This is a genomic window from Roseibium sp. TrichSKD4 (assembly GCF_000148725.1).
Taxonomy (GTDB): domain Bacteria; phylum Pseudomonadota; class Alphaproteobacteria; order Rhizobiales; family Stappiaceae; genus Roseibium.
Genome location: NZ_GL476306.1, coordinates 1 through 12,500 on the forward strand (window position 1 = coordinate 1; position 12,500 = coordinate 12,500).

The following is a 12,500-nucleotide window of genomic DNA, read 5'->3' on the forward strand; positions in this document are numbered from 1 at the left end:
AGCGAAATCGACCAAATCGTTGACGGCCCTTTTGATGCCGAACGGATCTAATAATGTGCTTTCCAACATGCTGACCTCCCTGTTAGGTGGTCTGAATATGAAGCCTGATAATTACAGGCGTGCAAAACCATACGTTGATTTCTATCAATCTGGCGTCTGAAAAAGTGTCTTTACGTCATTTGAGCTGGGTTGTCACCAGCGCGACCATTTAATGAGCTCTGCCGTCACCAACTCGGGCGTTTCCAGTGTGCTGAGATGGCCGCTGCCGGGAATAATGGACAGCTGACTGTTTGGAATTGCTTCGTAGATTTCTCTAGCCAGGTCCGGAGGAGTCAATTGGTCGCCTTCTCCAACCAGAACCAACGTTGGGCATTTGATTTCACCGAGGCGTGGCCTTGAGTCAACACGATTGATCAACGCAGTTTGTTGACGAATGAAGGCGTTTTCACCGGTCTCCATGGCCATTTCGACCACAAGTGCTCGAAGGTGTTCATCTTCTTCCCGGCTTTCGTGCACAAAACCCGGATAGAGCAAATGCGGAACTTTTTTGAAGTCTTTCTTCTGGGCCAGTTTGATTAGAAACTGTCTTCGCTCACTTTGTTCGGGCGAATCTGCACGGGCGTTGGTGTCAAGCAGAGCCAATCGGGAGACTCGTTCGGGCGCTTCGCGCAGGATTTCCATTGCGATGTAGCCGCCCATGGACAGGCCGACCAGCGAGAAACGCTCCGGTGCCCTCTCCAGAATGTTTGCTGCAATCGCTTTAATGCTGTCGTGTTCTCTATGATTGCCGATCAGGATCGGGTGGTCGGAGAAAGCAGCGATTTGTGGAGCGAACAGGATTTCGGTGCACAGCAGTCCGGGGATGAATACGACAGGCTCTTTCATGTCTGGCCTCACGCTTTTGGGCGTTCGGCGAGCATCATGTAGTTCACGTCCAGATCGTTCGACCGGCTCCAGCTGTCTGTCAACGGATTGAACGTGACACCTGTGCTTTGGACGATGGACAGGCCGGAGGCTTTGAGGGGGGCTTCAATCTCGGACGGCCGCACTAGTTTCTCATAAGAATGAGTACCTTTTGGTAGCCAGCGCAAAACATATTCTGCACCGACAATAGCAAGTGCATAGGCTTTCAGCGTGCGGTTGATCGTTGCCACAAACATCAACCCGCCGGGACGAACCATGTCGGACGTCGCCTTCAGAAATAGTGGTACATCTGCAACGTGTTCGACCACTTCCATGTTCAGGACTACGTCGAACTTTTCTCCTGCTGCGGCTAAGTTCTCTGCAGTGTCGGCGCGGTAGTCGATGGAGAGGCCGGAGCGTTGCATATGCACTTTGGCCACTTCGATATTTGTTTGTGAAGCGTCAGCTCCCAATACATCAGCTCCAAGGCGTGCCATGGGTTCGCTGAGAAGGCCGCCGCCGCAGCCAATGTCCAAAAACCTGAGCCTTTTGAAGGCGTCAACGGATTTGGGATCCCGTCCAAAATGCCTGCAAACTGTTTCCTTGATGTAAGACAAACGAACCGGATTGAACTTGTGCAACGGCTTGAACTTACCGGTTGGGTCCCACCATTGATCCGCCAAAGCGGAAAAGCGGGCGACTTCTGCGTCGTCGATGGTGCTGTTGGCGGTGGTGGTCATCGCGCTCATGCGTCCTTTTCACAAGTTGGCCGGCTACATGCTACATAAATAGGCAGCTCCGATGGGATGTCGATCCAAGGTCTTGGTCAAATTGTCAAGCGGTGCTGTTGCAGGACTGGCCGTCGGGCTGTATGGATGGCGCCCAATCTTAGAGGCGTTTGCAACGCCCGCCCACAGGAAACAAAGACGACATTCAATATGGCGCGATTGGTACTGAAGTTTGGTGGCACATCAGTTGCCGACCTTGATCGCATTCGGAATGTGGCCCGCCACGTCAAGCGCGAGGTGGATGCCGGGCACGAAGTAGCTGTGGTGGTTTCCGCCATGGCTGGCCAGACAAACAAGCTGGTTGATTTGTGCAAGCAGGCCTCACCACTCCATGATGCGCGGGAATATGATGCTGTGGTTGCCTCCGGTGAACAGGTCACGTCCGGCTTGCTGGCCATGGTGCTGCAGCAAATGGGTGTGAATGCGCGCTCTTGGCAGGGCTGGCAGGTGCCGATCAAGACAAATGGCACCCATGGTGCGGCTCGTATCAAAGAAATTGAGGCTGATTTTCTCGTCGAGCGTATCAGTCAGGGACAAGTTGCCGTTCTTGCCGGCTTTCAGGGAATTTCGCCGGAAAACCGGATTTCGACCCTTGGGCGCGGTGGCTCTGACACAAGCGCTGTTGCCATTGCGGCTGCAGTAAAGGCCGATCGCTGCGATATCTACACCGATGTGGATGGCGTCTACACGACTGATCCGCGAATCGTGCCGAAGGCGCGCCGCTTGGAGCGGATTGCTTTTGAAGAAATGCTCGAGATGGCCTCGCTTGGTGCCAAGGTGCTTCAAGTGCGGTCTGTCGAAATGGCCATGGTTCATGGCGTGCGGACATTTGTTCGCTCCAGCTTTGATGATCCGGACGCCCCGCAAATCGGTGAGGGCAACCTTCCCCCAGGAACTCTAATCTGCGACGAGGATGAACTCGTGGAACAGCAAGTTGTAACCGGCATTGCCTTTGCCAAGGATGAAGCTCAGATTTCGCTCCGCGATGTGGCCGACAAGCCGGGCGTTGCGCAATCAGTGTTTGGCCCGCTGGCTGACTCCAGCATCAATGTCGACATGATCGTCCAGAATATTTCCCCGGACGGAAAGACGACTGACATTACCTTCACCGTCCCCGAAACCGACTATGATCGTGCCATTGCGGTTCTGGAAGACAACCGCGATGCGATCGGCTTCCAGAACCTTGAGGGCGCTAAGGATGTCGTCAAGGTTTCCGTGATCGGTATCGGGATGCGGTCCCACGCAGGTGTCGCTGCGCAATGTTTCCGCGGCCTTGCGGAAAAGGGGATCAATATTCGCGCAATCACGACTTCGGAAATAAAAATTTCCGTTCTGATTGATTCTGCCTACACGGAACTTGCAGTCCGGACTCTCCATTCGCTATACGGGTTGGACGGATAGAATCGACCGCAATGCGTGTGCCGGGGCAGCGGTTCGCGCTTTGGAGAGCGGTAAGGTTCGGCAGTGGGGTTTAGCCAATGCGCAGCAACCTGGCCGGTCCACGCCTGTTGCTCCGCCGACTTCGAGAAGTCATGGCAGAGCCGATTACGGCGCAGGAACGGCTCGACAAGATTGTGGTCTTGATCGCATCGAATGTGGTTGCCGAAGTGTGTTCGGTCTACATTCTGCGCGCCGACGGCGTTCTTGAACTCTATGCCACTGAGGGTCTCAACCGAGAGGCTGTTCACCAAGCCTCACTTCGGGTTGGTCAGGGTCTTGTCGGCCTTATTGCCGCTGAAGCCCGTCCGTTAAACTTGCCAAATGCACGGGCCCACCCCGGATTTACCTATCTGCCGGAAACCGGTGAGGACGCGTATAACTCGTTTCTTGGTGTGCCCATTCTGCGCGCAGGACGAACGCTCGGTGTGCTGGTCATCCAGAACAAATCACACCGCACCTATCTGGAAGATGAGGTTGAGGCGCTGCAGACCACCGCAATGATTATTGCGGAAATGGTTGCCGCTGGTGAATTGGAAGCCATCGCGCAGAAGAAAACCGGGTTGGACCTCTCGCGCCCCATTCACCAGACGGGGGTTGCGCTGGCTGAAGGTGTTGGTCTTGGACATGTGGTGCTTCATGAACCGCGTGTGGTGGTCACCAATCTGATTGCTGAGGATAGCGAGGCGGAGAGCATCCGGCTTGATGGGGCGATTGGCAGGCTTCGTCTTTCCATTGATGATCTGTTGGCAAGTGGTGACATTGCCGCCAGCGGTGAACACCGTGAGGTGCTGGAAGCCTTCCGGATGTTTGCTCATGACCGGGGATGGATCCGGAAAATCGAAGAGGCCATCCGCAACGGACTGACAGCAGAAGCAGCGGTCGAGAAAGTGCAAAGCGACACGCGTGCGCGCATGTTGCGGCAGACTGATCCATATCTTCGCGAACGGTTGCACGATCTTGATGATCTTGCGCACCGATTGATTCGCGAATTGATGGGGCGGCAACACGGCTCGTTATCTTCTGAATTGCCGCAGGATGCGATCATTGTTGCGCGTAATATGGGGGCGGCTGAGCTTCTGGACTATGGCCGGGATCGGATTCGCGGCCTTGTTTTGGAAGAGGGCGGGCCGACCAGTCACATTACCATTGTGGCCCGGGCATTGGGCATTCCGCTTGTTGGGCAAGTGGACGATATCGTCAGCCTTGCCGACGCCGGTGATGCGATCATCGTTGATGGCGAAGCGGGTGAAGTTCATCTGCGCCCTGCCACCGATGTCGAACTGGCGTATTCAGAAAAAGTGCGCTTTCGCGCAAGGCGTCAGGCGCAATATCGGCGTTTGCGGACCAAGCCGTCCGTCACAAAGGACGGCATTGATATCTCGCTCCAGATGAATGCTGGCCTGCTAGTCGACTTGCCTCAGCTGGCTGAGGCCGGCGCCGCAGGCGTTGGGCTGTTCCGGACTGAGCTTCAGTTTATGGTGGCCTTGTCCTTCCCGCGCATGAAGGAACAACAGGCACAGTACAAGCAGGTGCTGGAAGCCGCTAACGGCAAACCGGTCACGTTCCGCTCGCTTGATATTGGCGGTGACAAGGTTCTGCCCTATCTGCGCTCTATTCAGGAAGAGAACCCGGCCATGGGCTGGCGGGCTCTACGCCTCGGGTTGGATCGACCGGGATTGCTTCGCACACAAATCAGAGCGCTTTTAACGGCTGCGACTGGCAAGGAGCTCAAGTTGATGTTCCCGATGGTGGCCGAGGTGCAGGAATTTGTGCATGCCCGTTCTTTGGTTGAAAAAGAGCTGAGCCACCTGCGCAAGCACGGCTACGATGTGCCCGAAACCATCCGACTTGGTGTCATGGTTGAAGTGCCGTCATTGCTCTTCCAAATGGATGAGCTTCTAACCCAAGTTGATTTCATCTCTGTTGGATCGAACGACCTTTTCCAGTTTTTCTGCGCAGCTGACCGTGGGAACACGCGGGTGGCTGATCGGTTCGACACTCTGGATGTCGGGTTTCTCCGCGCACTCAAAACCATCGTTGACAAGGCACGCGAATATCACGTGCCTGTTACGCTTTGCGGGGAGCTGGCCGGTCGTCCTCTTCAGGCGATGGCGCTGCTGGGTCTTGGGTATCGCGACCTATCAATGTCCCCGGCCAGTCTTGGACCAGTCAAAGCGATGCTGAGAACCCTAGACTTGGGGCGTTTGTCTGCACGGATGTTGCCGCGCCTCGAGCCGGGGCATCCTGAGGCGAATATTCGCGAATTTCTGCTGCGCTACGCCGACGACACCAATGTCGAGCTTTAGCCATTTCAACCTGTCATGGTTTTGACCATCAAGGAGACTTGCGCTCATGCTGGCGCGTCAAAAACTGAATACATTGCTGGATCGGTTTGCCGAGCTTGAGCATCAAATGTCCGCCAATCCGGACCCGAGCACTTACGTGAAGTTGTCTCGGGAATATTCTGGTCTTGAGCCCCTGGTGCACAAGATTCGGACCTTGATCAAGGCAGAGGAAGAGCTGGCTGAAGCTGAGGCCATGCTGGACGATGCCGACACGGACCCGGAGATGCGCGAGCTGGCGGAAGCTGAGCGTGATGAATTGGCCGCCAGCTTGGAAACGCTTACGCAGGATGTGCGGATCGGTCTATTGCCGAAGGATTCGGCTGACGCCAATGATGCAATCTTGGAAGTGAGGGCCGGAACGGGCGGTGACGAGGCAGCGCTTTTTGCCGGAGATCTCTTCCGGATGTATCAGCGGTTTGCCGAGCTGAATGGCTGGAAGGTGGAAGTTCTGTCTGCCAGTGAAGGTGAGGTCGGTGGCTTCAAGGAAGTGATTGCTTCTGTGTCTGGAGAAAATGTCTTCGCGCGGTTGAAGTTTGAATCTGGGGTCCACCGGGTGCAGCGCGTACCGGCAACCGAGTCTGGCGGGCGTATCCATACCTCTGCGGCCACGGTTGCCGTTCTGCCGCAGGCAGAGGATGTTGATATCGAGATCAATGAGAGTGATCTGCGCATTGATACGTTCCGGGCCTCTGGGGCCGGCGGACAGCACGTTAACACAACGGATTCTGCCGTTCGCATCACCCATGAGCCGACAGGTATTGTTGTCGCTGTTCAAGATGAACGGTCTCAGCACAAGAACAAGGCGCGTGCCATGCAGCTGCTGCGTGCCCGCATCTATGATGAGGAACGCGCCCGTGCTGCAAGCGAGCGAACGGAAGCACGGCGTGTGCAGGTTGGTTCCGGTGACCGGTCCGAGCGCATTCGTACCTACAATTTTCCGCAAGGCCGGGTTACCGATCACCGCATCGGACTGACTCTCTATAAGCTTGAACAGATCATTGCTGGAGAAGGTTTGGCTGAAGTCGTTGAAGCCTTGATCCTCGATTATCAGGCGACCTTGCTTGCAGCTGAAGAGGGTGGTGTTTGAGGCTCGGGGCGCTTTATCGGCAGGTGCGGGACGCCTTTCGCAAGGCTGAAAACCCGACTGCTGATCTGGATGCACGGCACTTGGTTAGCGGCCTGTTGGACCTCCATCCTTCGGATCTTGTGTTGCGAGAAGATGATCTTGTGTCAACAGACAAGATTAAAGTGATCTTGGATGCTCAAGAGCAGCGACAGCGGGGTGTCCCCGTTGGCCGTATCCTGGGTGTTCGGGAGTTTTATGGTCTGGAATTCCAACTGAATGCCGATACACTTGAACCGCGTCCGGACACAGAAATCCTCGTTGATACGGTGCTGAACATCGCGCCAACAGACACTGCCTGGCGGTTTTTGGATGTGGGCACTGGCACCGGGGCGATCGCCATCGCACTAGCGGCCAACAGCGCATTGGCTGAGGGGGCGGCGAGCGATATTTCCGAACATGCTCTTTTGGCTGCAAAAGCCAATGCCGCGATGAATGGTGTGGAGGGTCGTCTCAGTTTTGTGCGCGGGAGTTATCTTGCGCCGTTTTCGGGGCAGTTCGACTGGATTGTAAGCAACCCGCCCTATATCGCGAGTGATGTTGTTCGCCAGCTTGATACTGGAGTTCGTGCGTATGATCCGCTGCGAGCGCTTGATGGAGGCGCCGATGGTTTGGACGCGTATCGACAACTTATTCCTAGTGCAAAGGAACTTCTTGCACCTTCCGGGCATCTGGCGTTGGAAATCGGGTTTGATCAGGGCAAGTCAGTTTCAAGCCTATGCACGGATCACGGTTATTGCGGTGTTGAAATCATTAAGGATTTGGCCGGTCAGGACCGGGTTGTACTCGCTGCCTTAGGATAACCCTGTCAGAATTGCGCTTGTGGCGAAAAAACACTTGGAAATGTCTACGGAAACAGGTAGTTTCAAATTACCGAGGTCGGAAAAGTGAAGTGCTTAAAGCGGTTGCACCCAATAGCCGCCGCAGTCAAAAGCACAAACATCACCTTTCACTTCGTCTCTTTTGACGGATTGGCCGATTACTCGGATTGTCAGGAAACTGCACATTCATCTGCTGCCATTACATGGTGTGCTTGATAGCTCGTGATGTGTTTTGACAGCCGCTAAGCCCCAAGAGGGGTTTGGCATGTGTTCGTATCGGCATTTTACAGTTCCGATGTAGGTCGACACTTGTTCGGCCGCCGTTACTTAAGAGAAAACGGCAGGATGAGACCAGGAAATCAAAGCAACAAGCGTATGCGCGGACGTGGCCGCAAAGGCCCTAATCCGCTAACTCGGACCTACGAATCAAACGGTCCAGATGTAAAAATTCGGGGCACGGCACAGCACGTCGCTGACAAGTATCAGCAGCTTGCGCGCGATGCGCAGGCATCCGGTGATCGTGTGATGGGCGAAAACTATTTGCAGCACGCAGAACACTATCTGCGCATCATTGCAGCCGCTCAGCCTCAACAGCAGCCGTCTCAATTTCATCGTCAGGATGGAGAAGAGGGAGCAGAGCAAACCGCCAATGGGTCCGGTGGAGCCAATGGCGAGCGTCAGCGTCCAGAGCGTGGCGAGCGGTCCGAGAGAACTGAACGCCCTGAGCGTGCTGAGCGTACCGAGCGTGCAAATGGCGCTGGTGCAGATGTTGTCGGCGAAGACAGCCCGCAGCCGTTTATCGAAAGCATGCCGACAATTGATCCGGCCGGCCAGGTTAACGGCCAAACGTCAAATGCCGACGTGGCTGAGGCCAGCGAAGACGGCGAAGAGGTTGAAAAGCCGCGCCGCCGCGCTCGTGTTGCCCGTGGACGCCCGCGCAAGAGCGAGGCCCAGGACGAGGCTGTTTCTGAGGACGCTCCGGTGGAAGCAAAGGCTGAAGATGGCGAGGAGCCAGTCAAGAAGCCGCGTGCACTCCGTACACCTCGCCCGCGCCGCCCTAAAGTTACTGAGGAAGCTGCAGAGGCGGAAGCTGTTCCTGCGAGCGAATGATGGCTTAAGGCCACACGCCCGGTTTTCAATAAAACCGGTTGAATAAGCGGCGCCCTATGGGCGCCGTTTTTTGTTTTGCGCATAAAAATCAAGCGACTGCCCCTTTTGTGATTAAATTGCAACACCTATATGATGGGAGCGGCGTTGACGTCGCGCGGGTGCCCATGTTCGGGGCCCGCATCCCAAGACGCCGGTCATGCTTCGGGTGACCTTGGCTGATCAGGAGGATTGACATGAATTTTGAAAAATACACCGAACGTGCGCGGGGCTTCATCCAATCCGCACAGACCTTTGCCTTGGGGCAGGGGCATCAACAATTCACGCCGGAACACATCCTGAAAGTGTTGCTGGACGACGCTGAAGGCATGTCTGCTGGCTTGGTCGCCAAGGCCGGTGGTGATGTTCAGATGCTGCGGCAGGGTATTGAGAATGCGCTGTCCAAAATGCCCAAGGTTTCTGGTGGTGCAGGGCAGCTTTATCTTTCTCAGGCAACAGCTCGCTTGTTTGAGCAGGCTGAAAAAATCGCGGAAAAAGCCGGCGATAGCTATGTAACCGTTGAGCGTTTCTTGCTGGCCCTCGTCATGGATGCCGAGAGTGAGGCTGGCAAGCTGCTGAAACAAGCTGGATTGACGCCAAATTCCGTGAATGAAGCGATCAATGCCCTGCGACAGGGGCGGACGGCTGACAGCGCGACTGCAGAAAACCAATATGATGCGCTCAAGAAATATGCGCGTGACCTGACCGAGGTTGCTCGGGACGGGAAGCTTGACCCTGTGATTGGCCGGGATGAGGAAATTCGACGGACGGTTCAGGTGCTTTCACGTCGAACCAAGAACAATCCTGTGCTTATCGGTGAGCCCGGTGTGGGTAAAACCGCTATTGCTGAGGGCTTGGCTCTGCGGATCGTGAATGGCGATGTGCCGGAGTCTCTTAAAGACAAGCAATTGCTTGCCCTCGATATGGGTGCCTTGATCGCCGGTGCAAAGTACCGTGGCGAGTTCGAGGAACGCCTGAAGTCTGTCTTGTCCGAAGTGGAGGCTGCTGCTGGCGGGATCATTTTGTTTATCGACGAGATGCACACGCTTGTTGGCGCGGGTAAAGCCGATGGGGCCATGGACGCCTCAAACTTGCTGAAACCCGCTTTGGCACGGGGTGAACTTCACTGTGTCGGGGCCACGACTCTTGAGGAGTACCGCAAGCACGTTGAAAAGGACGCGGCATTGGCCCGCCGGTTCCAGCCTGTTTTTGTCAGTGAGCCGACCGTTGAAGACACGGTGTCGATCTTGCGGGGTATCAAGGAAAAGTATGAGCTGCACCATGGTGTTCGGATCACCGACACGGCGATCGTGTCTGCTGCAACCTTGTCGAACCGTTACATCACTGACCGGTTTTTGCCCGATAAGGCAATCGATCTGGTTGATGAGGCGGCGTCTCGCCTGCGCATGCAGGTCGATTCCAAGCCCGAGGAACTGGACGAACTTGATCGGCGGATCATTCAGCTGAAAATCGAGCGCGAGGCATTAAAGGCCGAGGACGATACAGCCACTCAGGATCGGCTGGCGAAACTGGAAAAAGAGCTTTCAGACCTCGAAGAGCAATCTGATGCTTTGACGGCTCGGTGGCAGAGCGAAAAGGAAAAACTGAACCTGGAGCAAAAGATCAAGGAGCAGTTGGAGCAGGCCAGAACGGATCTGCAAATTGCTCAGCGGCAAGGCGATCTGGCGCGCGCCGGTGAGTTGGCCTATGGCGCTATTCCGGATCTAGAGCGCAAGCTAAAGGACGCTGAAGAGACTGAACAGGGCGATGCGATGGTGGATGAAGCGGTCACCTCGTCCCATGTAGCTCAGGTGGTCTCGAAGTGGACGGGTATTCCCGTCGACAAGATGCTGGAAGGTGAGCGTGAGAAGCTTCTGCGTATGGAAGATGTTCTGGCGAACCGGGTTGTCGGGCAGGCCGAGGCAATTTCAGCTGTGTCAACGGCTGTTCGCCGGGCGCGGGCCGGATTGCAGGACCCGAACCGGCCAATCGGATCGTTCATGTTCCTCGGGCCAACCGGTGTCGGCAAGACGGAATTGACCAAGGCGCTCGCAAGTTTCCTATTTGACGACGATACCGCCATGGTGCGGGTCGACATGTCGGAATACATGGAGAAGCACTCGGTTGCCCGCTTGATCGGCGCACCTCCGGGCTATGTCGGCTATGATGAAGGCGGTGCTCTGACAGAAGCTGTCCGTCGCCGCCCTTATCAAGTCGTCCTGTTTGACGAGATCGAAAAGGCGCATGCGGATGTCTTCAATGTGTTGCTGCAGGTTCTCGATGATGGACGTCTGACAGATGGGCAGGGGCGCACGGTCGACTTCCGCAACACGCTTATCATCATGACGTCGAACCTTGGAGCTGAGTATCTGGTCAATCAACCTGAGGGCGAAGATAGTGATGCTGTTCGTGATCAGGTGATGACAAGCGTGCGTGGGCACTTTCGGCCAGAGTTTCTGAACCGGCTTGACGAGATTGTTCTGTTCCACCGTCTGCAACGGGCGCAAATGGGTGATATTGTCAAGATCCAGTTGGAGCGGTTGCGTGGGCTTTTGGCGGATCGGAAGATCGATCTGTCTCTGGATGAAGCGGCTCTAAGCTGGTTAGCTCAGAAGGGATATGACCCGGCATATGGAGCTCGTCCGTTGAAGCGCGTCATACAGAAGGAAGTTCAGGATCCATTGGCTGAAAAGCTCTTGGCCGGTGACATTCTGGATGGGCAGTCCGTCTCAGTGACGGCTGGAACTGATCGTCTCCTTTTCTCTGTAGATGGCGAAAACACAGTCGCAGCTTGATCTGGCAGAGCTTCAATTGAAAGCAAGAAAGCCGGCATTTTTGCCGGCTTTCATATGTTTGGCACATGTCTTGAGATTCAATTCACTGAGGCGAATCTGGAAGGCCGCTTGCCGTCTTCAAGCAACGCGTCAATCCGATCTCGTTCCTTCACAAATTCAGCCAGCATGTCCCCGTCCAGAACCCGGCCACGTGGCAAACGAATGCGCATTGGGTCCACAAAGTTTCCGTTGACCTTCACTTCGTAGTGAAGGTGCGGGCCGGTCGAGAGGCCGGTCGAGCCGACAGAGCCGATAATCTGTCCCTGATTGACGCGTGCGCCTTTGCGAATTCCCCGCGAAAACCCGTTCATGTGGCTGTAGGTCGTAACATACCCGTTGGTGTGCTGGATTTCGATGCGCCGACCGTAGCCTGAACTCCAACCAGCCTTGATGATCTCGCCGTTGCCGGCTGCCATGATCGGCGTGCCGCGGGATGCTGACCAATCCACGCCAGTGTGCATTCGGCGGTATTTCAGGATCGGGTGGCGCCGCATGCCGAAACCGGAACGGAACCGGCCGCTGGACAGAGGTTTGCGCATCAGAAACTTTTTCGCGCTTTGACCATTGGAGTCGTAATAGTCAACGATGCCATCATCAGGGGTTCTGAAGCGATAAAAACGTCGCGATGTCGCGCCAGTGGTGAGAGCTGCGTAAAGGACCTCTTGGGGCGCAGCGGCCTCATCTGTGTTTTCGGCGAAGAACAGTTCCAGTGAGTCTCCTGGTTGAACCCGCGCATTGTAGTCGACATCAAATGAGAAAATCCGGATCAACTCGTCGATGATGTGATCTGGCAGTTCCTGTTCGAGAGCGGTTTGATAAAGGCTGTCATATATAACTGGGGTCGGTCCGCCATAGGATACGCGATCCGCTTCGGCAAATGCGCTTGCAAGGAAAGTCGCTGGTGCCTTCGCTTTGACATATGTGCCTGTATCAGAGCGCGCGACAGTCGCCTTGTGCTCTGTATCTACATACAGGCTGACCCGTTCCGGGAGCATTCGGCTGGTTCCATCGAAGGCAGGAGCATATGCAATGCGAAGCCGATGGCCGTTGGAGAGCATGTCCAGCTTGTAGTTCTGGGAGAAGGCGGATTGGATTTGGAC

9 protein-coding genes (1 of these 9 running past the window's edge) are annotated in these 12,500 nt (G+C 55.5%); 6 read left to right on the plus strand and 3 right to left on the minus strand.

Features of this window, described 5'->3' with window-relative positions:
• Positions 1–192: 192 nt before the first annotated feature.
• Positions 193–885, minus strand: a complete 693-nt coding sequence (locus TRICHSKD4_RS04815; RefSeq protein WP_009466321.1) for an alpha/beta fold hydrolase — start codon at positions 883–885, stop codon at positions 193–195.
• Positions 886–893: 8 nt separating this feature from the next.
• Positions 894–1,643 carry a bifunctional 2-polyprenyl-6-hydroxyphenol methylase/3-demethylubiquinol 3-O-methyltransferase UbiG gene (gene ubiG, locus TRICHSKD4_RS04820; protein WP_040616325.1) on the minus strand — a complete coding sequence of 250 codons (750 nt, stop codon included), beginning with the start codon at positions 1,641–1,643 and terminating at the stop codon, positions 894–896.
• A 198-nt stretch (positions 1,644–1,841) separates the two neighbouring features.
• Between ubiG and TRICHSKD4_RS04825 the strand changes: the two genes are divergently transcribed.
• The 6 genes from TRICHSKD4_RS04825 to clpB all read left to right on the plus strand — a co-directional run bounded on the left by TRICHSKD4_RS04825 (position 1,842) and on the right by clpB (position 11,361).
• Positions 1,842–3,092 (plus strand): aspartate kinase, encoded by a 1,251-nt coding sequence (locus TRICHSKD4_RS04825; protein ID WP_040616326.1) that lies wholly within the window; start codon positions 1,842–1,844, stop codon positions 3,090–3,092.
• Between the two features lie 77 nt (positions 3,093–3,169).
• Entirely contained in the window at positions 3,170–5,437 is a 2,268-nt protein-coding gene (ptsP, locus tag TRICHSKD4_RS04830; protein ID WP_009466324.1) for a phosphoenolpyruvate--protein phosphotransferase, read from the plus strand.
• Positions 5,438–5,483: 46 nt separating this feature from the next.
• Positions 5,484–6,563, plus strand: a complete 1,080-nt coding sequence (gene prfA / locus TRICHSKD4_RS04835; protein WP_009466325.1) for a peptide chain release factor 1 — start codon at positions 5,484–5,486, stop codon at positions 6,561–6,563.
• Positions 6,560–7,402, plus strand: coding sequence for a peptide chain release factor N(5)-glutamine methyltransferase (gene prmC, locus TRICHSKD4_RS04840; protein ID WP_009466326.1), 843 nt, complete (start codon positions 6,560–6,562; stop codon positions 7,400–7,402). Before prfA ends, prmC begins: the two co-directional genes overlap by 4 nt.
• 363 nt (positions 7,403–7,765) lie before the next feature.
• Positions 7,766–8,530: a DUF4167 domain-containing protein gene (locus TRICHSKD4_RS04845; RefSeq protein WP_083782729.1), complete on the plus strand. Its 765-nt coding sequence runs from the start codon at positions 7,766–7,768 to the stop codon at positions 8,528–8,530.
• Between the two features lie 233 nt (positions 8,531–8,763).
• Positions 8,764–11,361: an ATP-dependent chaperone ClpB gene (gene clpB, locus TRICHSKD4_RS04850; RefSeq protein ID WP_009466329.1), complete on the plus strand. Its 2,598-nt coding sequence runs from the start codon at positions 8,764–8,766 to the stop codon at positions 11,359–11,361.
• Between the two features lie 77 nt (positions 11,362–11,438).
• On the opposite strand, the gene TRICHSKD4_RS04855 is transcribed toward clpB, so the two are convergent.
• On the minus strand, positions 11,439–12,500 hold the 3' portion of the coding sequence (locus TRICHSKD4_RS04855) for a M23 family metallopeptidase (RefSeq protein WP_050763340.1). The gene runs 915 nt beyond the window's last position; 1,062 of the gene's 1,977 nt are visible here — the last part of the coding sequence; its start codon lies off the right edge, out of view; its stop codon occupies positions 11,439–11,441.

Coding starts and splice junctions, on each gene's coding strand:
- ubiG (WP_040616325.1), bottom strand. CDS start 1,643: ATGACCACCACCGCCAACAGCACCATCGACGACGCAGAAGTCGCCCGC.
- TRICHSKD4_RS04845 (WP_083782729.1), top strand. CDS start 7,766: ATGAGACCAGGAAATCAAAGCAACAAGCGTATGCGCGGACGTGGCCGC.
- clpB (WP_009466329.1), top strand. CDS start 8,764: ATGAATTTTGAAAAATACACCGAACGTGCGCGGGGCTTCATCCAATCC.
- TRICHSKD4_RS04815 (WP_009466321.1), bottom strand. CDS start 885: ATGAAAGAGCCTGTCGTATTCATCCCCGGACTGCTGTGCACCGAAATC.
- prfA (WP_009466325.1), top strand. CDS start 5,484: ATGCTGGCGCGTCAAAAACTGAATACATTGCTGGATCGGTTTGCCGAG.
- TRICHSKD4_RS04825 (WP_040616326.1), top strand. CDS start 1,842: ATGGCGCGATTGGTACTGAAGTTTGGTGGCACATCAGTTGCCGACCTT.
- ptsP (WP_009466324.1), top strand. CDS start 3,170: ATGCGCAGCAACCTGGCCGGTCCACGCCTGTTGCTCCGCCGACTTCGA.